Consider the following 21,550-nt stretch of genomic DNA (forward strand, 5'->3'; position numbering starts at 1 on the left):
CGGTCGCCGTGTCGTCAGGGGTCCGATCCAGCCGATCGTCACCGAGGAATACAAATGCAGCAGCGGAGCGACGCCCGAACGGCCGCCGCGCCCCGTTCGATATATGTTACCACCTGTCGTTGCGGCTGGTATGGGAGAGCTCGAAACCGAAGAGCAGCGAACGCGTACCGGAATCGCCGACTACCTCAGGGACCTCGGCGGCCATCGCGAAGCGGCGGTCGACGCTACCGAACGACGACGACGGGAATCGGCGCACGGCGGACGACGTTTTCCGCGACGCTCCCGAGCAGGACGCGCGAGATTCCCCCGCGACCGTGGCTTCCGATGACGATCGTATCGTACGCTCCTTCCTCCGCGAACTCGACGATTTCGTGATCGGGTTTCCCGGTCGCAATTTCGGTATCGATGTCACGACCGCGATCCGCGGCGAGTTGCGCCGCATCGTCGAGGATATCGCGTCCGTTATCGCGGGCCCGATCGACCGCGGGAATCCGATCTTCGGGGTTCTGGAACGCCGCCCAGTAGCCCTCGGGAACCGGGACGACGTACAGGGCGACGACGTCCGCGTCAGGGAACGTCTCGAGCGCGTACTCGAGTGCGGCCCTCGCCGGTTCCGAACCGTCGTACGGAACGAGTAGCCTATCGGTCATACGGATCACCACGAGGTCCACCGACATAATACCGAGACACCGTTCGAACGGTCGGCGCGAGCCCCGTGGGGCGAAGAGGGCGAATCGACGGCGCGTGGGGACGTCGTTGCGTTCCAAAGGGTAGCGTCCCTTCCGTCAGTGTTGCCCCTCGACGCGGCTCGGGGGGACCACCGTCCGGTTCGAGTAGCCGGGTAAGCGCCGGCGGTCCGGTCGGCCGTCGGCGCGCCGGTTTCACTCGCTGCCCATCGGAACGCAAAACACCGGCAACTCGGCGTTACGGACGACGGTTTCCGTCACGCTTCCGAGGAAGCGACGCTCGAGCCCCGACCGACCGTGGGTCCCCATCGAGACGAGGTCGATGTCGTTGTCGTCGACGTAGTCCAGGATGACCCGCGCCGGCGGCCCCGCTGCGATGGTGCCCGTGAGGCTGACGCCGCGGTCGCGCGCGCGCTCACGAACTCCCTCGAGTGCGTCCTTGCGGGACCGTTCGAGTCCGGAAAAGATCTCGTCGGGCTCCATTTGCGGCGGGAACCGACTCACGTCGACCGAGTAGAGCGCGTGCGCCATCGCGTCGAAGGTCTCCGCGAGCGCCAGCCCCCAGTCGACCGCGACAGCCGCGCCCTCGCTCGCGTCCGTCGGTAGGAGCACGTTTTCGACCGTATCCTCGGTGAGCGGGGAGTCGCTCGCCGCCGGCGACACGACGAGCATCGGAACGTCGACGGTTCGGAGGACGTTCTCGGTGACGCTCCCGAGCACGACGCGTCTGACCCCCGTTCGGCCCTTCGTCCCCATCGCGACCGCATCGATCCCGTTGTCGTCGACGTAGCGGTCGATAACCCGATACGGCGTCCCCCGCTCGGTCGTCTTGGTGACCTCGAGTTCCGGATACCGCTCCCGTACCATCGTCGCGACGGACTCGACGGCCGACTCCGCGTCGGCTTCGAGCGCCGCCCGCTGCTCGTCGAGGTCCGACTCGAGAACGGAAGCGACGCCCTCGATCTCGGACGAATCGACGACCGATAGGACGTGAACCGTCGCATCCGCCGTCGCGGCGAGATCGACGCCGCGTCTCGCCCCTGCGAGGGCGCCGTCGCTTCCGTCGGTGGGCAGAAGAACTGAATCGATCGCATCAGTCGTCGGTGACATCGGCGAAGACTTCGGTACCACGCCGATTAATTCTGTGGGGCAACACCGGACGGTCGTCGAGGTCGGGACCGACACGAACGCCAGATCGGTGGCGGCCACTGATAGGACCACCTGATCGCGTGGTGTCACGAAAGTACCGCATATATCACCTCACAGATTGTTCGAGGCCAATGCTCTCAAACCCCGTCTTATGAAGGTACTTCAAGGCAGATGTTACAATTATACGGTTGTAATGTATTGTAATTTGTTTTTCATTAGAATCTTGTCAGTGGTGGCGATTTGTCACGTGACTATCGCCAATCTGCGTACGCCAGTGAGCGCGGGGCGAGTACAGCCAACCGTCAAACGTACCGAGTGGGATCGGATTCGCTCGGCCACGGGCAACCTATTTACGATTCCGTCCGCTAGAAAAGGACACAATGATGGCGACGACTCACGCGTTCGCGGGGATGGCGCTCGCCCTCCCCGTCCTCGCGACCGCCCCGGAGTTCGCCCCCGCAGCGTTCGTCGCGGGGCTCGTCGGCGGCCTCGTCCCCGACCTCGATCTCTACGCCGGTCACCGAAAGACGCTTCACTACCCCGTCTACGCACCGATCGCGGCCGTTCTCGCGATCACTATTGCGTTCTTCGCACCGTCTACAGCGACCGTCTTCCTCGCCGTCGGGCTCGCCGCAGCGGCCCTCCACGCCGTGACCGACGTCGCCGGTGGCGGCCTCGAGTTACGCCCCTGGCTCGCGGGCTCGGAGCGGGCGGTCTACAGTCACTACCACGGACGGTGGATCCGACCCCGCCGCTGGATCCGCTACGACGGTGCCCCCGAAGACCTCGCGCTCGCCGGTTTCGTAGCGGCGCCCCTGATCGTCGCGGGTGACGGCCCTATCGGTACCGTCACGATTGTGCTGCTGGGGGTGTCGACCGCCTACGTCCTGCTTCGGAAACCCCTCGCGACCGTCGCCGAGCGGCTCGCCGGGCTGGTACCGGAACCGCTACACCCGTACCTCCCCGAACGCTACCGCGGGGTCTGACGGTCCGCCGATCGACGACTCAGGTACGACCGTCCGGTGACCCCCTACCCCCAAACTCCCTCGAACGCGAGTTGTTTTGAGAAGGGGTCGTGTCGAACGTGACGGTATGTTCACGACCGTCCTCGTCCCAACCGACGGCAGCCCTGGCGCCGAAACGGCGCTCTCACACGCGATCGAGCTGGCCCAGTCGTACGGTGCCGCCGTCCACGCGCTCTACATCGTCGAGATCGGCGTCGAACCGGCGTCGCTCGAGCAGGCCGAACGCGACGAACTCCGCAAACCGTCCGAGCGACGGGGTCGAGAGGCGACGATCCGCGTCACGGACCGTGCCGAGTCCCTCAAGCTGAAGGCCGCGAGGCGATCGATTCGATCATCGAGCGGGCGTCCGATGTCAGAATCGAGACAGCGAACGAGATTCGCCACGGCGCTCCCCACGAGGAGATCCTCGCGTACGCCGACGAAGCGGACATTGACCTCACGATCGTCGGCTCCAAGAACCGACCCGGCGACTATCGACGGTTGCTCGGCAGCGTGGCCGAGCGCGTCGCTCGAATGGCCGAACGGCCCGTGACCATCGTGAAGACGCCCGTCGAGGAGGAGTAATCTCGGCTCCCATCGACGACCGCCGGCGCGGTGGTTGCTACTCGATCCGTTTCTCGAGTTCTGGCGGCAAACCCTGGTGCGTGATACCCCTTCGGTCGTCGATCCGGAACTCGTAGACTGCGAGACCCCCCGACAGGTGCGCCGAGCCGAGGACGTCCGGCCGCCACACGCTCTCGAGGAGGTCCGTCAATTCGTCCCACTCCGATTCGGGCACGGCGGTGATCGTCCCGGACAGGAGGACGCTTTGCCAGTTGTACATGGTATCTACTTTGAAGACGAGGAAGCTCGCTCGCTCCGCCATTTCGCTCGAAACCGTCTTTCGACTGTCGGAGCCGACGAGGTACGTGAAATACAATCGCTCGTCGCCGTCGTACCCGAACGACAGTGGAAGTAAATACGGTTCGTCCTCCTCCGGGAGCCCGAGCACACCGACCCGCTGATTCGATAAGAACCGTCGTATCTGTTCGTCGTCCATCTCGCGTATCCCGTACGCTCCTAGTTCTTCGATTGACATCGAAACATACTCTCACCGGCGAGCGGGATAAAGGGAACCCGGGGTCGAGTCCGACGACGTCGTTCGGTCGTTGGACGGATTCGCTCTTGAGCGACGAAGGTCCGTATCCGCCGTAACGTACACCGAACAGTCATCAAACGCTCGAGAGACGATATACGCGGCGGTTTCCGACTCTCACCGCTTCCGAACGGCGCGGAATCGTACCATCGATCCAACGGTAATCAGATGGCCGGTGGTGTGACACGATCGAAACGAGGAGGAATGACTGTGTTCGTCGGCGATCTCTCGCGCCGACTCGACCAGCGTCTCGGCCTTCTCTTACTTGATCTCGAGGAGGTGTTCGAAGTTGAAGTGGGCGTCGGTCCGGTACATCGACATCGCGGGGTCGATCACGTGTAACCCGTTCGGGTACGGTAGCGCCGGGTATTAGTGCCGGTTGTCCGAAAACGGATTATGGAGTCGAACACGGCCGTCCGAGGGGGTCACCGGCAGCGATGAGGCGATACTACCTCCGCTATCTACAGATCCTGGGACGGTTTCTACCGATCGCGGCCGCGCTCTTGCGGGACCGACGGCGATTTCTCCTGTTCGGATCGTCTAGACGCGTCGACGACGACGTCCACCGCGACCGCGCCCGACAGGTAACCGAAATCCTGCTCGATCTTGGACCGGCATTCGTCAAGGTCGGTCAGGTCCTCTCAACCCGTCCGGACATCGTCCCGTCGACCTACGCGGAGGCGTTTTCGACGCTGCAGGACGAAGTGCCGGAAGATACCGGCGGCGATCCGTTCCCCGTCGTCGAGGCGGAACTCGGCGATTCGATCGATCTCGAGACGGTCGAACCCGTCGCGGGCGGATCGCTCGCGTTCGTCTACACCGCCATCTACGAGGGCGAACAGATCGCCCTGAAGGTTCGCCGACCGGACATCGTCCCGCTGATCGAACGCGATCTGCGAATTATTCGACGCCTCATCCCCCTGATCGCGATGTTCGCGGACGAACGCCACCAGTACTCGCTCGAGAACGTCGCGCACGATTTCGAGGCGATCATCCTCGACGAACTGGACTTCGAACGCGAAGCGACGATGATGCGCGAGATCCGTGCGAACTTCGCCGGTACCGATCAGGTCGTCGTTCCGCGAGTGTACTCCGATCTCTGCTCGGAACGGATCGTCGCGATGACGTACGTCGACGGGGAGAAGGTAACCGACGACGACGCTCTCGCGGAGGCCGGTCTCGACGCCACCGAGATGGCGACGCTGATCGCGCGAACCTACCTGCAGATGGGCCTCGTCGACGGGGTGTTTCACGCCGATCCGCACCCTGGAAACCTCTCGGTGACGCCCGACGGACGCCTCGCCATCTACGATTACGGAATGAGTCAACGACTCACGGAGCGGGAGCAAGAAGACATCACCGCGCTCTACCGGGCGCTCATCCGCCGGGACGTGGACGGACTGGTGACGACGCTCGTCGCGCTCGAGGTCCTCGACCCGTCCGTCGACCGAGTCGCTGTGCGACGCGTCATGGAGTTAGTCATCGACAACCTCGAGGGACGCTCCGAGATCACGTGGCGGACGATCGTCACGGAACTGTTCACGACGCTGCGGGAGTTCCCATTTCGCGTGCCGCCGAACGTGATGTTGCTCGTGAGAGTCGGCACCGTCGGCGAGGGGGTCTGTCGGAGCCTCGATCCCCAGTTCGACTTCCTCGCCGCCATTCGATCGTTCCTCGTCGATCACGGCATCGTCGAGAATGAACTCGAGGCGCTGTTCGCCACCCTTCGAACCGACGTCCGCAGTTCCGCGCCCGTGATCGCGGGGCTCCCCGCACGAGCGGACGGCGTCCTCGGCCAGCTCGAGCGGGGCGAACTCGTCGTCAGAACCGATTCCGTCGAATCCCCGTCACCGCAGCTTTTCGGCCTCGGATACGCGATCCTCTCGAGCGCGTTCGTCCTCTCCGCCGCGCTGCTGACGTTCCACGCGCAACCCTACGAAGTCGTCAGTCTCGCCATCGCCGCCGCCTTCTTCGCACTCTTCGTTCGGAGTCGGCGCTCCGGTTCCCGGTCGTGACCGAGGGTTCGAAACTCGACCGATTCTCGGGCGGCGTCGATGCGTCGGAGACGGAGATCTCGACGCAGAACCTGGACGGGTGAATTTTTGGGGTAGTTACGGGCCGACGAGATGCCGTGAGGGTCGGACGGCTCTGTCGAAGCTATCGGGGTTATATAGGCCCAGCAGCAGTGCGACCGGCGGCTACGCGTCGCTGAGTAGCCGCGTGATCCCCTGGGCCGTCGCAGTGGGTCCGTCGTTCCCGCCCTGGTGTGGGCCAGTCACGTCGGTTCTTCGTCCACGAATACCGCTTGTAATCGCTGGTGTACCCGCTCGTGTTCGTCGAGGGTCGTTTGGATCGTTTCCAGACGTGCTTTCGTGTCGGCCCGCTCCGTCTCCGACGTTCGTTCGACGCGCTCGATGGCGTGCTCCAGGTCCGCGAACGCGGCGGTCGTTTCAGCTGTCTCGCCCTCCACCGCCTCGAGCCGCTCGCGCAGGGTCGCCCGGTCTGCGGCAGCCGCCTGAACGGTGTCCTGCAGGGTCGTCACGACCCGGTTCACCTCACGGAGCTCGGCGCGAAGCTCATCGATGAGTTGGTCGGCGGTTCCGTTCTCATCGAGGAAGGCCTCGAGCGCGTCTGTGTAGGCGGCAAACCTCTCGAACTGCGATTCGAGGTGCTCGAGTCGGACCTCTACGCTCGTCGCCGGCTCCCCCTCACAGAGCCGCTCTCGAAGCGCCTCCACCTCGGCCTCCGTTACGTCCTGCGCCAGTTCCTCGACGAGGGTTTCGAGAACGGGTTTCGAGTCGCGGTCGAAAGCGTTCACCTCCTCCCGCTTCCCGGCCGCCCCTGCAGGCAGCCCGTCGTCCGCGATGAGGGTCGCAAAGTCGATCTCGTCGTCGGAAAACGCAACCTGTGTTGGATCACCGCTATTCTCCGCTGCCTCGTCGAACTCGATCTGAGGGGTGTCGGTAGCCCCCTCCGCGGTAAGCCGTCGACGAAGTTGGTCGAATTCGGCCGCCGTTTCCCGCTCACCGGCATCCTCGTCGTCGACCACTTCGAGGTCGACCACGTCGGCGTCAATCTCGCGGATGTACACGTCCTCGATACCCGCCCCCTCGAGGGCAGTGAGGAGGGTCTCCGCGGAAAAAGTGGTGATAAGAACCAACTGTACCGTGTTATCGATGGATCCGACGTGGTCGATCGCGGGGATCACGGTTCGCACGTCAGTCGCGTTCTCGAGTTCACGAAGGATCTGCACTTTCGTCCTCGTCGACGTCTGGTCTTCGAACGACAGTTGCAAATGATAAATGCGGTCAGCCGGTCGAATCGACCCGGTCAGAGTCGTTCGTTCGAGTGCCACTTCGTCCCGCTGCTGTTCGTCGGCTGAAGTCGTGCTCTCTGGGTTCTCGGTTCCCCCTTCCGCGTTCGTGTCAGTCACGTTTTCCCCCTCCTAGTGACACCGCCAATGGTCGAGTAGTTAAGATTATCGTTATTTTGAACAATATCCGATGGATACATCTTTTGTGGCGGGGTCGTAGCTCGGTCCTCGCAAATCAGACACCGTCGTGTCAGCGGGTTTCCCGAGGGGGTGCAATGGCGTATCGCCACGCCGCCGGCGAGGGTGCCTGCAGCAGCATCGGTGTCACTCCAGGACCAGCGACGCTGCCGGGGCGGCTGATTCCGCCCCATCTCCGGCTCCTGGTGGCGGTGCCCAATCACGGCAGTGACAGAATGAGCTGTGCACCCGGTGGCCGCCAAGATCACAGGTTCTCTGCGCTTTCCTTGGAACTCAGCAACTCGCGTGGGAACGCCGCGTCCGGGAGACGCGCGAGCATCAACCTTGCTCGCTACGCCTATATAACGCAGCTTTCGCGATTACCAACCTACTTGCAAACGCGCTCCCGGAAAAATGGCCAGATTCCCGTCTACTGCGTGGGAATCAACCCTGTTAACATTGTCTTTCTAATTCGTCTGCGTTCAGTCGAGTGGCTCCGGTTGCGCCGAGCTAACTGTTTACTCGACGATCAACACGGGAACCGACGCCTCCTCGGAGACGCGCTTCAACACGTTCCCACGAACGAGACGATCGAGTTCGCGATATCGACCGATGACGATGAGATCGACGTCGTTGTCGTCGGCGTACGTGAGAATCGCTCGGTGACGGAGGCCGTGCGTGACGGCGCCGTCGACGCGGTCGACTCCGGCCGCCGCCGCGCGATCGCGGACGTGTTCGACCGCCCGGCGACCGATCGCCTCGAGATCGGAGAACTCGATACCGGGGGCGATCGCGGCCGAATTGATCACGTACAGCGTGTGGAGCGTCGCATCGTGCTCGTCGGCGAGCGTGATCGCTTCGTCGATCGCGCGCTCCGTGCTCTTGCGTCCGTCGGTCGGAACGAGGATACGGTCGTACACACCACGACGTTCGTCGACGCGACCAATAATCCTCGGCCCTCGAGGACGACCAGTGAGAGTCGGGTTCGTCGCCGGATTCACTCGACGATTTCGAACCCACCGCGAGGGCGGGAGGCGAATCCGTCGTCTTCGAAGGATGATGCACCGATGGTACCGTCGGGGATTCTCGCGGGTTCGGACGGCGCGACGACCGCGTCACGATCGGTACGGATACCTCGAGCGTCGTTCGTGCGGCGTTCGAGCGTCGAGGTGAGGATACCGAGGACGCGGCGATCTCGGATCCCTCCGTGGGAACGAGCGGGTCGGTTCCGCGACTACCCGTTCTCGGGTTGCGGTCCGCCACCCGTCTGTGCCTCTTCGGCGTCGCCCCAGCCGCCGGCATCGACGACTTCGAATAGCTTCTCCCAGTTCTGGTCTCCAGGATCTTCGGGGAGCTGATCGCGGAGTTGTCGAAAGTCAGACGGTGGAACCTGCGTCCGGACGAAATCGACGATGACGCGGGCGTGGTACGCGGCCTCGGACGGGTCGTTGCCTTCGATTTCGCTCACTCGCGAAACGAACTCCCGCCAGTCGAATCGCTGGCCGTGCTCGTCGACGGCGCCGGTCAGGTACCAGCTGATCTCCATCGGGAGCGAAGCCGCGAGATCCTCGGCCGCGCCGTTCGGAATCCGTTGTCCGAGCGTCATGAGCGTGGCCCTGATCGCGCGAACGGTTTCGCCCGTCCCCGGGAGCTCGAGTCGGTGCTAAATCTCTCCGGTGAACTCGTCGAAATTCATGGTTCCAGAGATCACACACCGCTCAGCATCATAAACCCTGCTTGCTTTCACAGGCCTACTCCCCTCGGAATCCGATTCGAGACCAACCGCGTTCATCCGCTACGAAGGAATTGGTACCTGATCCGAGGCGATGATAGACGAATGAGTCGCCTCAAACTATCGATCGAATAACGTTTGTAAGATATATACCCCGCTCGAGTGTGAGGGAGCCACGTCCATGTACGACACAATTCTCGTCGCGACGGACGGGAGCGACGCCGCGAATCGTGCGGTCGATCACGCGACCGATCTCGCCTCGTCGTTCGACGCCGATCTGCACGCGATTTACGTCGTCGATACGACGCGGTACGGACAGACGGTACTGAACGAGGCCAGCGGCATCCTCGAAGAACTCGAAGAGCGTGGGGAAGGCGTCCTCGACGACGTCGCCGCGCGATCCGACGTCGGCGTCACGGCCGAAATACGAAGCGGCCGTCCGGACGAAGAGATCAACGCCTACGCCGCGGCCGTCGGGGCCGATCTCGTCGTCCTCGGTAATCGCGGTCTCGGTGCGGGCGCCGACGTGGAAATCGGTAGCATCGCCGAGCGGGTCGTTCGAAGCGGGGATCGGCCGGTGATCACGGCCTGATCGAAACGTATCGGCGGACGCGATGAAAGGTATATGAGCGGCTCCGGTGTGCATCCGAGTGATTCGATGTACGACACGATTCTCGTCCCAACCGACGGAAGCGATCCGGCGAACCGCGCCGTCGAACACGCACTGACGATCGCAGATCGGTACGGCGCTCGCGTTCACGCGCTGTACTGCGTGGAGACGTATCGGTACGGGGAACCCGCGTTGAGTAGCACCGAGATCGTCCTCGACCAACTCGAAGACCAGGGGCAGGCGATGCTCACGGAACTCGGCGATCGCGCGGACAACGCCGGCATCGAGTGTACGTGGGACATCTGTCACGGCCGGCCCTGGGAGAAAGCGCTCGAGGCGGCCGACGAGGTCGACGCCGATCTCATCGTGATCGGTTACCAGGGTCGGAGCCACGCACGGGCCGGCAAGATCGGGAGCGTCGCCGAACGCGTCGTCCGGACGGCGGATCGACCGGTGTTGACCGCGTGAGTGCCAGGACCGATCCTCGCTGCGATCGATTCGGGCGATCGGGTGAGCGACTATCGATTCCGGACGGCTTGGAGAGTCGGTGGCTACGATCACAACTGTCGCGAGTAAGGCGACGGTTCCCGTTCACCGGACCGCGAAATCGACGATAACACCGGCTGAAGTGACCGATCAACGGCTGTTCACCGTCCAGTTCGATCTCGAGTGGACCCCGGTGTTGTCGTCGACTTCGGTCTCACACGCAGATGTCTCGGTGGACGCGAACGTCACGGTCGTGGTGAGTAGGGATTATAATAGAGACAGTGGTACGACGATTACCATGCCGGCAGTCAAAGTAATCCGCATTATGGGAACGTCAGAGGAGTCCTAGGACGAGGCAGCCCGCGAAGCGTTTCGCGAGGCGAGCCAGACGGTCGACGACATCTCCGGAATTCGTGTCGAGAACTGGACGGCGAAGGTCGAGGACGGCGAGATCGTTCGGTACAAAGCGACGACCGAAATCGCGTTCCCCGTCGAGCACTGACGGTCGGATTCGTAGCGGGCGAGTTTCTTGTACGTCCGCGACGTTTTCCCGGTATGGCATTGCACGTACTCGTCCCGCTCGACGGCTCGCCGCAATCGTGGGCCGCGTTCGACCACGCGGTTTCGAATTTCGACGGGGAGAAGATCACGACCTTACACGTCGTCGATCCGAGGGAGGGCGTCTACGGGGATTACGGAGGGGGCGGCTACTACGACGTGCAGGCCCACGAGCGGGCCGTCGAACGCGGCGAGGAACTCTGCGACCGGGCGATCGAGCGGGCCGAGGACGCGGACGTTCTCGAGACGACCGTCCTCGAAACCGCGGTCGAAACTGGGCGGCCCGCGCGAACGATCCTCGAGTACGCCGACGACAACAACGTCGACCACGTCGTTATGGGCAGTCACGGTCGATCCGGCGTCGCGCGGATTTTGCTCGGAAGCGTGGCCGAAGCCGTAACGCGCCGAGCCCCGACGCCGGTGACGATCGTTCGATAACGAAGCAGACGGTCGATAGCACCCGAACGACGGTCACTATTCCTTCGAGGAGCCGAACTACGTCGCGAGTTTCGCGGCGAGAACGTTATTCGACGGGACGGTTCCGCAATTCGTCCCCGAGGACATCGACGAGTACCGGATCGATACGACCGCGGGCACGCTACTCGCCAGCGGCGTCGTCCATGCGCTCGTGTGACTCCTGCGAAAGTACCGGCGTATCCGGAGCGTTTCACGCGCGCTCAGTCGAATCCGTCCCTTCGTAAAATTCGGGGTGAGGGTCGATGGCCTCGAGTTTGGGCGGCGTCGCGCGGCGAACGATGAACACGTCGTACGATTCCTCCGCCGCCACGTGAACGCCGACGCTCGTCAGCGGCGTCACGACGCGGCCGACGTTATCGCTTCCGAGAAAGACGACGCTCGGATCGTGGTTTCGTATCAGCCGCTCGATGTGGTCTGCGAGGTCGGTCTCCGGAGGAAACTCGCGGATGCGTTCGAATTCGAACGACGCCGACGGCGCGAGTTCTCGTACCTGTCCGCGGAGGGTCTCGACGACGGCCTCGACGTCGTACGGTTCGCCCTCATCGATCCACCCTTTCTCCCGTGCGTACCGCTTTCGCTCCGGAACGACCGCTACGGCGGCGATTTCCTCGTCTAGCGCGCCACCGTATTCGACGGCCCTGACGAGGGCGGCCTCCGCGAGTTCCGACCCGTCGAACGGGACAACGAACGTCATACGGGTGGTCTCTACGCCGCGGTCAATAACTCCACGGGTCCGAACGAGCGGCCGGGGCCGATATCGAGTTCCCGGATCAAGTCCGCGGGGCGACTCGACTCGTCTCTCGAGGGAGCTCGCTGTGACGCGACCGAACCCGGCGCGGCGATCGAGGACTCCGGTTCAGTCGCCGATCGTTCCGAGATCGACACCGCTCGAATACTACCGGTGTGACTAGGAACCCGACGGACGTCCGATGACGGTGGCCGAGTACAGCGCGCGCCGACCGACGAAGCCGTACCCGTACTCCGTTTCCGCGTTGCTCTCACTGGTGGTGAGGAGTACTGCGTACCGAACCGATCCGCAAGGGCCGCTTTCCCCAAAGCGGTCGAAACCATACGGTAGTCACGGATGCCTATGCAGGGATGAGAACTATCGGCGGTCTCGTTCCACATAGTATTGTAAGGTAGTTCCAATGGTAAACCAGATTTCAGCCGAACGGCTCGCGGACATGCTCGACTCGGGAGCGTCGTTCACGCTCGTCGATACGCGGCCCGAAGACAGCTACGAGGGCTGGCGGATCCACGGCGCCGAGAACGTCCCGTTCGGTCCGGGCGACGAGATCACAGACGAAGAACTCGAGCGACTCGAAGGGACCGGAGACGGTGATTCGATCGTCGCGATCTGTGGAAAGGGACTCACGTCGACGCCGTTCAGCTTCGAACTCGAGGCGCACGGCTACGACGACGTATCGGTCGTGAAAGGTGGCATGGAGGACTGGAGCAAGGTCTACGAGGTCGCTCCCGTCGAGACCGCAAATGACGACCTCGTCGTCCTCCAGCTGCAGCGCCGGGCGAAGGGGTGTCTCGGCTACGTCGTCGGATCGAAACGCGCCGAATCGGCTGTCGTCGTCGATCCGACCAGGCAAACTGACCAGTTCAAGGTCGTCGCCGAGGAGGCTGGACTCACGATCGAGCGCGTCCTCGACACCCACGTCCACGCCGACCACATCTCGGGCGGACCGAAACTGGCGGACGAGCTGGACGTCCCCTACCACCTCGGAGAACACGCGAACGAGCGGGGCGTCGAGTACGACTACGAACCGCTCGCCGACGGCGAGACGATCGAACTCGGCGAGATCGAGATCGAAACGCTGCACACGCCGGGGCACACGACCGAGATGGTCAACTACCTCGTCGACGGCGAGGCGCTACTAACCGGCGACACGCTGTTCGTCGAGTCCGTCGGGCGAACGGAGCTTCAATTCGGCGACGAGGACGCGGCGAAGGGCGCGGAACTGCTGTACGAATCGATCCACGACACCATCCTCGAGTTACCGGACGGGACGCGAATCCTCCCGGGACACGTCTCGGTGACGGAGGACAACCGATACGAGGTCGGCTCGCCGGACGAGTTGATCGGCGCTCGACTGGACGTTCTCCGCGACGAGCTCGAGCTGCTCGGACTGGACGAAGACGAGTTCGTGGACCGATTGGTCGAGAACGCCCCCGAGAAACCGCCGAACTACGAGCGCGTGATCGAAATCAACACGGGAACGGAGTCGCCCGAGGACGAGTCCGAGGCGACGGAACTCGAACTGGGGCCGAACAACTGCGCGGCCTGACGTCCGGCCGTTCGTTTCCTTCGGTCCCGCCCGAGGTGCGGTGCGGGGGCGACGGTGGCTTGAATTCGCCGACGGCTATCCGCTCCGAGTGCGACTCCGCCGTAGCGACACCAGTGAGTACGCGACCGACGCGCTCGTTTCGCCGGACCGGCTCGAAGCGCGCCTCGACGAGTTTGGAAGCGACGACCCGGAGTATCGGTTGATCGAGGCCGGTATCGAGTACGGGGAGCCGTCCGCCGAGGGTCACGTTCCGAACGCGATCGGATTCGGCTGGGGAACGCACCTCCAGGATTCGACGCAGCGCGACATCCTGAAAACGGATCAGTTCGCGGAGATCATGGGGAAAGCGGGCATCACGGAGGATCGACGATCGTCCTGTACGGCGACGAGTGGAACCAGCGGGCCGCGTACGCCTACTGGCAGTTCAGGTACCACGGTCACGAGGACGTCCGTCTGCTGGACGGTGGGCGGGTCCGCTGGGAGGAGAACGGCTACCCGGTGACGACCGACGAACCGGATTTCTCCGAACGCGAGTACGACGTCAGCGGTCCGTTCGACGGTATCCGTATTTATCGAGAGGGCCTCGAGGATGCACTAGAGGTGGACGTTCCGCTCGTGGACGTTCGGAGCGCTGCGGAGTACCGCGGCGAGAAAATCGCTCCCGAAGGGAGCCGGGAAACCGCTCAACGAGCGGGTCGCATTCCGGGCGCCAAAACATCTCCTGGAGCGAAAACCTCGTGGATGACGGTCGGTTCGAGAGTCGAGCGGAGCTGGAGGACCCCTGCGCGGACTACGGGGGTCACCGGTGATCGCGAAGTCGTCACCTACCGTCGAATCGGCGAGCGCTCGTCGATCACGTGGTTCCCGCTCTACGAACTCCTGGGGTACGATGACGCCCGTACTTACGACGGCTCGTGGACCGAGTGGGGGAGCCTCATTCGCTCCCCCGTCGAGGTGGAGACCGACGATCCCGCAACGCTCGCCACTGAAAGATGGCGCCGGGCGAACGGGACGGCGGCCTGGAGAACGCACCAGACGCTCGCAAGTTGTATTGCGCAATTATCGAAATACCGTTGGCCGATTCACGGAGGCATGAGACGGGGCGCCATCAGTCGAGGGGCTACACGCCATCTCCTGAAAGTATCGGCCGCCGCGATTCGACAACCTCGGTTTTGCTTTCAACCCTATATTGTACAATACACACAAAACATTTAAGCGCCGTCGGATCCTACGGAGTGACGATGGCAACTGATGCACACGACGGCGCTTCGGAGCGATCGATCGACGAACCCCTCCACATCGAGAGCGAGAGCCACCTCGACGAGGTCACCGCGGAATACGAGGTCGTCCTGGTGGACTTCTACGCCGACTGGTGTGGGCCCTGTCGGATGCTCGAGCCCGTCCTCGAGAAGCTGGCCGACGAGACTGACGCCGTGATCGCGAAGGTCGACGTCGACGAACACCAGCAACTCGCTGGTGCCTTCGGCGTTCGCGGCGTTCCGACGCTCGCCCTCTTTGCGAACGGCGAGCAGGTCGAACAGCACACCGGCGTCCTGCCGGCGGACCGACTGCGCGACCTGATAGCGGGATACGCCGAATGAGCGAAGCGACCGACACGACGGCAACCGTTCACGACGTCGTGATCGTCGGCTCCGGCGTCGCCGGCCTCTCGGCGGCCGTCTACGCCGCCCGAGCCGACCTCGAGCCGCTGGTGCTCGAGGGGCCCGAACCGGGTGGTCAGCTCACGCTGACGACCGACGTCGAGAACTACCTCGGCTTCCCCGAGGGGATCGGCGGAATGGAACTGATCCAAAACGGCAAGGACCAGGCGAAGCGCTTCGGCGCAACGTTCACTCACGGCACCGTCGACCGGGCGAGACTCGAGGAGCGTCCGTTCGAGCTCGAACTGGCGAACGGGGAGCGCCTCCAAGCCCGCGCGTTGATCGTCGCGAGCGGCGCGAGCGCTCGCTGGGTCGGCGCCGAGAACGAGGACGAACTCGTGGGGTACGGACTCTCCACGTGTGCCACCTGTGACGGCGCATTTCACCGCGGAGACGACGTCCTCGTCATCGGCGGCGGTGACAGCGCGATGGAGGAGGCCCTATTCCTCGCGAAGTTCGCCGACACCGTCACGATCGTCCATCGGCGCGACGAACTCCGTGCCTCGGAGATCATGGCCGAACGAGCCCGCGACCACGAAGCCATCGAGTTCCGGTGGAACACGGAACTCGAGGCGCTTCACGGTTCGCGAGAGGAGGGCGTTACCGGCGCGACGCTCATCACTCATCCCGAGGGGTATCCCAGCGAGAAAGCCGAGGAGGGCGTCGGGGTCGATCGAGTGACCGTCGACGTCGGCGGCGTGTTCTACGCGATCGGTCACACGCCGAACACGGAGTTCCTCTCCGGGACCGACGTCGAACGCGACGAAGAGGGGTATCTCCATACCCGACCGGACGACGACGGCCGGCCGACGACGGAGACGAACGTCGAAGGGGTCTTCGCCGCCGGCGACGTCGCTGACCCGCGGTACCGGCAGGCGATCACCGCCGCCGGCACCGGCAGTATGGCGGCTCTCGACGCCGAAGCGTTCCTCGAGACGCTCGAGCGTACGGACGCGACTACGCCCGAAGTCTTGCCGTAGGCGTCCCTCCCATCGGTGTGGTAGCTGAAGCGAACTACTATCGGAGATCCCGTCGACGTCGCCCATCTTTTTCCGCGTCGACTCGGAATCGAGGGTCGATGGAGCCCCCCGAATCTCCAGCGAACCCTCGAGCGAGGAGCCGGGTTCCGTCCGGATGATCGGCAGTTCATTGGTTATAGTATTGGGCAGAGTCAGAAAGATTCATGTGTGGGTGTTCGAATTGCTAATTCGAGTGTGGTTCGTAGAGCGGCCGGCCCAGTAGTACACCACGCTCTGTCAGAGGCACGCACCCATCGGTCCGATCCGTGACGACACCGTTCGTCGATTCACACGAACGCGTACGACACCGCGACGCGGAGGGACAGGTCCGGTACGACGGACGGAGTGGATCAGTCGGCGCGCTGTTCGGACGGTCCCGACGGGCCGGCTCGCAGCGAGTTCGCCGCAGACCCCGACGTCACCAGCCGGAGGTACGTACCGGCGTTCGTCAGGAGCTTGTTCTCCGCCTTCCGGAGGTGTTCCTCGAAGGTGGAGCGGGCCACCGCCGTCTGCGAGGCCAGTTCCCGCAGCGACGTCCCTCGCGGCTGTTCGTAGTACCCGTTCTCCAACGCCAGCTGTAACGCTGCCAGCTGACGGTCGGTGAGGTCCTCGAACAGTTGATCGACCGGCGCCAACATGCTGTGCGGGACGTGTTGCTCCGTGATTGCGGCCTTGGAGAGCAATTCGACGTCTCGATCAGCCTCCAGGTCTCGAAACAGGGCACGAACGTCGTCCTCGTCGAAGGCGATCACCGTGTAATGCTCCCATCCCTGACGGTGAATCGTCGGCGGCTGGTAGAGGCAGTTGTGCTCCTCGAACCGTTCCAGAATAGATCCCTCGAGCGCACAGAGGCAGGACTGGGTGACGACGTGGAGCCCCGAATCGTCGACCGACTCGTGAAGGATAGTTCCGATTCCGTCGATCTCTTCGAGTAAGTCGTCGGTCGGTGCCTCCGCGGAGGTGATCTCGAGCACCTGACAGTCGCTCAGGTACCACTCCCGGATCGTGAGGTCCGGATAGCGTTCCGAAATCTCGCGGTAGGGACACTCGTGTCGCAATCGAAACGAGGCCTCGTGCAGACTCATACGCCACCGTTCGTTCCCGGAACGATTAACGGTACCGGTCATGTCCCGCAGTAGCGCTATTCCAATACCGTGTGTAGGAACACCCATCGATGACGGAGATAAGTCCGACCGAGCTTGGAACCCGGTTACGCGACGACGAGGACGTACTCGTACTCGATATCCGCCACCGGGACGACTACGAGGAGTGGCACGTTCCCGACAGCATCAACGTGGACGTCTACGACGAACTGATCGACGACCCGGAGGCGGCGAAGGACGCCCTCGCGGACCTCCCGGACGACCGGAAGATCGTCACCGTCTGCGCCGCGGGGGTCGTCTCGCGGACCGCGACGGACGTCCTGCGAGAGCTGGGCTACGACGCCGAGACGTTGACCGACGGAATGAACGGGTGGAGTCGCGTCCACCGCGGCGCACCCGTCCCGACCGACCTCGACGGAACGCTCGTCCAGGTCGCCCGCCCGGGGAAGGGGTGTCTCTCTCACGTCCTCGTTTCGGACGGCGAGGCCGCCGTGTTCGACCCCTCACACTACCTCGAGGAGTACGAAGCGATTCTCGACGCCCACGACGCCGACCTCGTCGGCGTCTTCGATACGCACGCTCACGCCGACCACGTCTCGGGTGGTTCGGACCTGGCCGAGCGCCACGGTGTGCCGTACTACCTCCACCCGAAGGACGCGCTCGCGATCGGCGCGCTCGCGATCGAAGGCGGTGATCGGATCGAAGTCGGAACCGTCGATATCGAGGTCATTCACACGCCCGGCCACAGCGAGGGGAGCGTCTCGTTCACTCTCGATGGCGAGGTCCTTCTCACGGGCGATACGCTCTTCCACGAGAGCGTCGGTCGCGTCGAACTCGGCGTGGAGGCCGGACTCGAGGATTCGGACGTCGAGGAGAACGCCGCGACGCTCTACGAGAGTCTCCAGCGACTACTGGAGCGACCGGATGACACGGTCGTCCTCCCGGCGCACGACCCCGGATCGCCCGAACCGCCGGTGACCGCAACGCTCGCGGAGGTCCGAGTGCGAAACGAGGACCTCGAACGCGACCGGGAGGAGTTCGTCGAAACGCTCGCTTCGGACGTTCCGGACCATCCGCCGAACTTCGAGCGCGTCAAGCGCGCGAACGTCGGGCAGGAGGATGTTCCCGACGAGGAACTGTCCGAACTCGAACTGGGTCCGAACCGCTGTGCTGCGGAGTAACCGATGAGTGAGGGATCACCACTGAAACAGGGAATCCGCGAACACCTCGGACAGTTCTCGCTGCACGTCCTTTTGGTGTTCGCGACGGGACTGACGATCGGATCGGAGCGAACCGTCGTCCCCGTCCTCGGCGAGGAGGTACTCGGCGTCGAGTCGTTCTTCGTCATCGGCTCGTTCGTCGTCTCGTTCGGCTTCGTCAAGGCGCTGCTCAACCTCTACGCCGGCAAGTGGGGCGAGGAGTACGGGCGCAAACCGGTGCTCGTGCTCGGCTGGATCACCGCGCTGCCGATTCCGGTGATCCTCATCTACGCGCCGAGCTGGAGCTGGATCACCGTCGGGAACGTGCTGCTCGGGATCAACCAGGCGCTGACCTGGAGCATGGCGATCAACGCCAAGATCGACCTCGCCGGACCCGAGCAGCGCGGCCTCGCCGTCGGCATCGACGAGGCGTTCGGCTACACCGGCGTCGCCGCGGGCGCGTGGATCACGGGCGTGATCGCCGGGCGGACGAGCCTCCGCCCGGAGCCGTTCTTCTTCCTCGCGGCCGTCGTGGTGCTGGCGCTCCTGATCTCGATCTTCCTCATCAGGGAGACGGTACAGCTCGCGCAGTTGGAGGCCGACGACGACCACCGCGACGCAAACCTCCCGTTCGACGAGGTGCTGAAGCGGGCGACGTACGGCGACCGAACGCTGTTCGCGGCCGCGCAGGCCGGCCACGTCGAGAACTTCGTCGACACGCTGTTCTGGATCGCCGTGCCGCTGTACCTCACGAGTCGGGGGCTCGCGATCGAGGCCGTCGGGGTCGTCGTCGGCGTCCACAGCGCGATGTACTTCCTCCAGATCGGAACCGGCGGTCTCGCCGACCGCATCGGCCGCCGCCCGCCGGTGGTCGCGGGGATGTTCCTCGCCGGGGCGGGCGTCCTCGGGATGGTGCTCGTCGACGGCTACCTCCCGTGGACGATCCTCGCCGGACTCTCCGGGCTCGGCATGGCGCTGCTCTACCCGAACCTGATGACCGTCCCGAGCGACGCGGCCCACCCCACGTGGCGGTCGGCCGGCATGGGGGTCTACCGGATGTGGCGCGACGCCGGCTACGGCGTCGGCGCGATCCTGATCGGCCTCTCGATGGAGTTCGTGAACGCCGAAGCTGCGTTCTACGTAACCGCCGTCCTGATGTTCCTCTCCGGTACGGTCGTCTACCTCTGGATGGAGGAAACCCACCCCGAGTTCGGCACCCACGAACCGCCGGCGCCGACCTCGGAGCCCCCACGGGGCGTGGTGAACGAGGACTGAGACGGGGGCGGTCGAGGAACCGTCGACTCGACGCCGCCTCGGCGCCCGAAGCACGAAACTCCTGATAGTCGACGTCGTTTCGACCGAAGTTCACGCGACCGACTCCCGCTTCCGCATAGTATTTTACCGCTCCGTCAGGTACGGTCGGTCGATGTCCCGCCAGTTGCTCGTTCCCATCGACGGATCCCCGTTATCCATGCAAGCGCTCGAATTCGCCCTCGAGGAGTACGACGACGTCTCGATCGTCGCGCTCCACGTACTCGATCCCGCGGACCCCGGTTACAGTACCCACACCGAGGTCGACGTTCGAAACGAACCGCGACATGGCTCCGACGAGTGGTACGAGCGAGCTGACGAGGAGGAAGAGCGGATTTTTGACGACGCTCGCGAGTTGGCGGCCGACTACGACGCGGCTCTCGAAACCGAACGCGCGGTCGGCGATCCCGCTCGCGAAATCGTCGACTACGCCGGGGATCACGGGATCGATCACGTCGTCATCGGCAGTCACGGGCGAACCGGCGCGACTCGGCTACTGATCGGGAGCGTTGCCGAACTGGTCGTCCGTCGCTCGCCCGTCCCCGTCACCGTCGTTCGCGACGAAACCGAGCGGTAAATCGCGTTCGACCGGCTCGTCGCACCCGCTACCGGACGACCGTGACGGGAACGGACGCGCGTCTGACCACGTGTTCGGCGGTGCTGCCTACCCGTACCTGGGCGGGTCCACCCCGACCTCGGCTTCCCGTCACGATCTGGTCGGTTTCGGTATCCTCGACCGCGGCCACGATCGTCTGCGGCGGCGAACCGACCGCGGTTTCGATCTCGAGCGTCGCCGATCCGCGGTCGACGCTATCGCGAGCCTCTTCGAGGAGGCCGATCGCCGCGGCGCGCTGTTCGTCGAGCCACTCGTCGGTCAGCGGTGCAAACCGGTCGCCCTCGTCCCCGGGCGCCAGTTCGAACGGATCGATCGCGTGAAAGAGCACGATCCGGGCGTTCGGAAACGTTTCGAGCGCGTACTCGAGCGCCGCCTGCGCGTGAACCGACCCGTCGTGGGGAACGAGAATCGATCTGGACATCTCGCGTCGTGATTGGCGGAGAAGGGACGTAAAGCTGCTAGTACGCGCGGATACCGCTGGCACGTCGTGGCGTGGGGCAGAGCAGTAGGATCGCACGGAGCGGAAGGGCGTCATTCTTCGCCACCGGCGACCTCGTCGGGAACGACCAGTACGGAGGTCGTCGCCGTTCGTACGACGCGATCAGCCGTGCTCCCGAGTAACGGCGGTGCGATTCCCGACCGTCCAGACCGTCCGAGAACGATCAGGTCGATCGCTTGCTCGTCTGCGTAGTCGACGATCGTTCGAGCGGGTCGGCCGCGACGGACGGCCCCCGTGACGTGCGCATCGTGGTCGTCGTACGTTGCGACGACTTCGCCGACGAGTCGATCTTTGGCCCGCTCGAGGTCGGAGACGAGAGCGGCGTCGAACCACAGCGGAGCATCCGTAACGTCGACGACCGCGAGGACGTGGACGGTCGCCTCGGTTCCGTCCGCGAGGGACAACGCGAGGTCGAGCGCCGCCGCAGCACCGTCGCTCCCGTCGATCGGCACGAGGATGGTTCGCAGGGTTCCGTCACCTCGATCCGTTGCCATCGT

Annotated in this window: 21 protein-coding genes and 3 pseudogenes; 14 read left to right on the top strand and 10 right to left on the bottom strand. The window is 64.1% G+C overall.

Going from position 1 to position 21,550, the window contains the following annotated elements:
• Window positions 1-224: 224 nt before the first annotated feature.
• Together RJT68_RS15755 and RJT68_RS15760 are read right to left on the bottom strand one after the other, a co-directional pair.
• Window positions 225-650: a universal stress protein gene (locus RJT68_RS15755; protein ID WP_407037489.1), complete on the bottom strand. Its 426-nt coding sequence runs from the start codon at window positions 648-650 to the stop codon at window positions 225-227.
• A 231-nt stretch (window positions 651-881) separates the two neighbouring features.
• Window positions 882-1,796, bottom strand: a complete 915-nt coding sequence (locus RJT68_RS15760) for a universal stress protein (RefSeq protein ID WP_407037490.1) — start codon at window positions 1,794-1,796, stop codon at window positions 882-884.
• 419 nt (window positions 1,797-2,215) lie between these two features.
• Between RJT68_RS15760 and RJT68_RS15765 the strand changes: the two genes are divergently transcribed.
• Window positions 2,216-2,821: a metal-dependent hydrolase gene (locus tag RJT68_RS15765; protein ID WP_407037491.1), complete on the top strand. Its 606-nt coding sequence runs from the start codon at window positions 2,216-2,218 to the stop codon at window positions 2,819-2,821.
• Between the two features lie 106 nt (window positions 2,822-2,927).
• Window positions 2,928-3,424 (top strand): annotated as a pseudogene (locus tag RJT68_RS15770) (universal stress protein).
• Window positions 3,425-3,461: 37 nt separating this feature from the next.
• Here the strand turns inward: RJT68_RS15770 and RJT68_RS15775 are convergent.
• Window positions 3,462-3,938 (bottom strand): pyridoxamine 5'-phosphate oxidase family protein, encoded by a 477-nt coding sequence (locus RJT68_RS15775; RefSeq protein ID WP_407037492.1) that lies wholly within the window; start codon window positions 3,936-3,938, stop codon window positions 3,462-3,464.
• A 494-nt stretch (window positions 3,939-4,432) separates the two neighbouring features.
• On the opposite strand from RJT68_RS15775, the gene RJT68_RS15780 reads away from it, so the two are divergent.
• Window positions 4,433-6,010: an ABC1 kinase family protein gene (locus RJT68_RS15780; protein ID WP_407037493.1), complete on the top strand. Its 1,578-nt coding sequence runs from the start codon at window positions 4,433-4,435 to the stop codon at window positions 6,008-6,010.
• Between the two features lie 260 nt (window positions 6,011-6,270).
• Here the strand turns inward: RJT68_RS15780 and RJT68_RS15785 are convergent, their stop codons facing one another.
• From RJT68_RS15785 to RJT68_RS15795, 3 genes and pseudogenes are all read right to left on the bottom strand, one after another.
• The gene (locus RJT68_RS15785) at window positions 6,271-7,428 is read right to left on the bottom strand and encodes a hypothetical protein (protein ID WP_407037494.1); all 1,158 of its coding nucleotides are present in this window, start codon (window positions 7,426-7,428) and stop codon (window positions 6,271-6,273) included.
• Between the two features lie 575 nt (window positions 7,429-8,003).
• Entirely contained in the window at window positions 8,004-8,405 is a 402-nt protein-coding gene (locus RJT68_RS15790) for a universal stress protein (protein ID WP_407037495.1), read from the bottom strand.
• Window positions 8,406-8,719: 314 nt separating this feature from the next.
• A pseudogene (locus tag RJT68_RS15795) lies at window positions 8,720-9,181 on the bottom strand (DUF2267 domain-containing protein).
• Window positions 9,182-9,398: 217 nt separating this feature from the next.
• On the opposite strand from RJT68_RS15795, the gene RJT68_RS15800 reads away from it, so the two are divergent.
• The 4 genes and pseudogenes from RJT68_RS15800 (at window position 9,399) to RJT68_RS15815 (ending at window position 11,309) form a co-directional block, all read left to right on the top strand.
• A complete protein-coding gene (locus RJT68_RS15800; protein ID WP_407037496.1) occupies window positions 9,399-9,809 on the top strand; it encodes a universal stress protein in 411 nt (136 codons plus the stop codon).
• Between the two features lie 66 nt (window positions 9,810-9,875).
• The gene (locus tag RJT68_RS15805; protein ID WP_407037497.1) at window positions 9,876-10,295 is read left to right on the top strand and encodes a universal stress protein; all 420 of its coding nucleotides are present in this window, start codon (window positions 9,876-9,878) and stop codon (window positions 10,293-10,295) included.
• A 379-nt stretch (window positions 10,296-10,674) separates the two neighbouring features.
• Window positions 10,675-10,815: pseudogene (locus RJT68_RS15810) on the top strand (dodecin domain-containing protein); the annotation flags it as partial.
• Window positions 10,816-10,868: 53 nt separating this feature from the next.
• Window positions 10,869-11,309, top strand: a complete 441-nt coding sequence (locus RJT68_RS15815; RefSeq protein ID WP_407037498.1) for a universal stress protein — start codon at window positions 10,869-10,871, stop codon at window positions 11,307-11,309.
• Window positions 11,310-11,538: 229 nt separating this feature from the next.
• On the opposite strand, the gene RJT68_RS15820 is transcribed toward RJT68_RS15815, so the two are convergent.
• A complete protein-coding gene (locus tag RJT68_RS15820; RefSeq protein WP_407037499.1) occupies window positions 11,539-12,042 on the bottom strand; it encodes a universal stress protein in 504 nt (167 codons plus the stop codon).
• Window positions 12,043-12,496: 454 nt separating this feature from the next.
• Here RJT68_RS15820 and RJT68_RS15825 point away from each other — a divergent pair, with 454 nt between their 5' ends.
• The 4 genes from RJT68_RS15825 (at window position 12,497) to RJT68_RS15840 (ending at window position 16,286) form a co-directional block, all read left to right on the top strand.
• Window positions 12,497-13,645 carry an MBL fold metallo-hydrolase gene (locus RJT68_RS15825; protein ID WP_407037500.1) on the top strand — a complete coding sequence of 383 codons (1,149 nt, stop codon included), beginning with the start codon at window positions 12,497-12,499 and terminating at the stop codon, window positions 13,643-13,645.
• Window positions 13,646-14,020: 375 nt separating this feature from the next.
• Complete coding sequence (locus tag RJT68_RS15830; RefSeq protein ID WP_407040393.1) at window positions 14,021-14,860, top strand: sulfurtransferase; 840 nt, start codon at window positions 14,021-14,023, stop codon at window positions 14,858-14,860.
• A gap of 26 nt (window positions 14,861-14,886) precedes the next feature.
• On the top strand, window positions 14,887-15,246 hold the full coding sequence (gene trxA, locus RJT68_RS15835) for a thioredoxin (protein WP_407037501.1): 360 nt from the start codon (window positions 14,887-14,889) through the stop codon (window positions 15,244-15,246).
• Window positions 15,243-16,286: an NAD(P)/FAD-dependent oxidoreductase gene (locus tag RJT68_RS15840; protein ID WP_407037502.1), complete on the top strand. Its 1,044-nt coding sequence runs from the start codon at window positions 15,243-15,245 to the stop codon at window positions 16,284-16,286. Before trxA ends, RJT68_RS15840 begins: the two co-directional genes overlap by 4 nt.
• Before the next feature lie 389 nt (window positions 16,287-16,675).
• Here RJT68_RS15840 and RJT68_RS15845 read toward each other — a convergent pair whose 3' ends face one another.
• A complete protein-coding gene (locus RJT68_RS15845; protein WP_407037503.1) occupies window positions 16,676-17,410 on the bottom strand; it encodes a helix-turn-helix domain-containing protein in 735 nt (244 codons plus the stop codon).
• 89 nt (window positions 17,411-17,499) lie between these two features.
• Here RJT68_RS15845 and RJT68_RS15850 point away from each other — a divergent pair, with 89 nt between their 5' ends.
• The 3 genes from RJT68_RS15850 to RJT68_RS15860 all read left to right on the top strand — a co-directional run bounded on the left by RJT68_RS15850 (window position 17,500) and on the right by RJT68_RS15860 (window position 20,515).
• Entirely contained in the window at window positions 17,500-18,609 is a 1,110-nt protein-coding gene (locus tag RJT68_RS15850; RefSeq protein ID WP_407037504.1) for an MBL fold metallo-hydrolase, read from the top strand.
• A 3-nt stretch (window positions 18,610-18,612) separates the two neighbouring features.
• A complete protein-coding gene (locus tag RJT68_RS15855) occupies window positions 18,613-19,902 on the top strand; it encodes an MFS transporter (protein ID WP_407037505.1) in 1,290 nt (429 codons plus the stop codon).
• Window positions 19,903-20,053: 151 nt separating this feature from the next.
• Window positions 20,054-20,515 (top strand): universal stress protein, encoded by a 462-nt coding sequence (locus RJT68_RS15860; protein WP_407037506.1) that lies wholly within the window; start codon window positions 20,054-20,056, stop codon window positions 20,513-20,515.
• 28 nt (window positions 20,516-20,543) lie between these two features.
• Here RJT68_RS15860 and RJT68_RS15865 read toward each other — a convergent pair whose 3' ends face one another.
• Window positions 20,544-20,975 carry a universal stress protein gene (locus RJT68_RS15865; RefSeq protein ID WP_407037507.1) on the bottom strand — a complete coding sequence of 144 codons (432 nt, stop codon included), beginning with the start codon at window positions 20,973-20,975 and terminating at the stop codon, window positions 20,544-20,546.
• A 110-nt stretch (window positions 20,976-21,085) separates the two neighbouring features.
• The gene (locus RJT68_RS15870) at window positions 21,086-21,547 is read right to left on the bottom strand and encodes a universal stress protein (protein WP_407037508.1); all 462 of its coding nucleotides are present in this window, start codon (window positions 21,545-21,547) and stop codon (window positions 21,086-21,088) included.
• Window positions 21,548-21,550 lie beyond the last annotated feature (3 nt).

Origin of the sequence: Halovalidus salilacus (assembly GCF_031852275.1) — an archaeon.
In the GTDB taxonomy this organism is placed as follows: domain Archaea; phylum Halobacteriota; class Halobacteria; order Halobacteriales; family Natrialbaceae; genus Halovalidus; species Halovalidus salilacus.

Coding starts and splice junctions, on each gene's coding strand:
- RJT68_RS15755 (WP_407037489.1), bottom strand. CDS start 650: ATGACCGATAGGCTACTCGTTCCGTACGACGGTTCGGAACCGGCGAGG.
- RJT68_RS15760 (WP_407037490.1), bottom strand. CDS start 1,796: ATGTCACCGACGACTGATGCGATCGATTCAGTTCTTCTGCCCACCGAC.
- RJT68_RS15765 (WP_407037491.1), top strand. CDS start 2,216: ATGATGGCGACGACTCACGCGTTCGCGGGGATGGCGCTCGCCCTCCCC.
- RJT68_RS15775 (WP_407037492.1), bottom strand. CDS start 3,938: ATGTCAATCGAAGAACTAGGAGCGTACGGGATACGCGAGATGGACGAC.
- RJT68_RS15780 (WP_407037493.1), top strand. CDS start 4,433: ATGAGGCGATACTACCTCCGCTATCTACAGATCCTGGGACGGTTTCTA.
- RJT68_RS15800 (WP_407037496.1), top strand. CDS start 9,399: ATGTACGACACAATTCTCGTCGCGACGGACGGGAGCGACGCCGCGAAT.
- RJT68_RS15805 (WP_407037497.1), top strand. CDS start 9,876: ATGTACGACACGATTCTCGTCCCAACCGACGGAAGCGATCCGGCGAAC.
- RJT68_RS15815 (WP_407037498.1), top strand. CDS start 10,869: ATGGCATTGCACGTACTCGTCCCGCTCGACGGCTCGCCGCAATCGTGG.
- RJT68_RS15820 (WP_407037499.1), bottom strand. CDS start 12,042: ATGACGTTCGTTGTCCCGTTCGACGGGTCGGAACTCGCGGAGGCCGCC.
- RJT68_RS15825 (WP_407037500.1), top strand. CDS start 12,497: ATGGTAAACCAGATTTCAGCCGAACGGCTCGCGGACATGCTCGACTCG.
- trxA (WP_407037501.1), top strand. CDS start 14,887: ATGGCAACTGATGCACACGACGGCGCTTCGGAGCGATCGATCGACGAA.
- RJT68_RS15840 (WP_407037502.1), top strand. CDS start 15,243: ATGAGCGAAGCGACCGACACGACGGCAACCGTTCACGACGTCGTGATC.
- RJT68_RS15845 (WP_407037503.1), bottom strand. CDS start 17,410: ATGAGTCTGCACGAGGCCTCGTTTCGATTGCGACACGAGTGTCCCTAC.
- RJT68_RS15850 (WP_407037504.1), top strand. CDS start 17,500: ATGACGGAGATAAGTCCGACCGAGCTTGGAACCCGGTTACGCGACGAC.
- RJT68_RS15855 (WP_407037505.1), top strand. CDS start 18,613: ATGAGTGAGGGATCACCACTGAAACAGGGAATCCGCGAACACCTCGGA.
- RJT68_RS15860 (WP_407037506.1), top strand. CDS start 20,054: ATGTCCCGCCAGTTGCTCGTTCCCATCGACGGATCCCCGTTATCCATG.
- RJT68_RS15865 (WP_407037507.1), bottom strand. CDS start 20,975: ATGTCCAGATCGATTCTCGTTCCCCACGACGGGTCGGTTCACGCGCAG.
- RJT68_RS15870 (WP_407037508.1), bottom strand. CDS start 21,547: ATGGCAACGGATCGAGGTGACGGAACCCTGCGAACCATCCTCGTGCCG.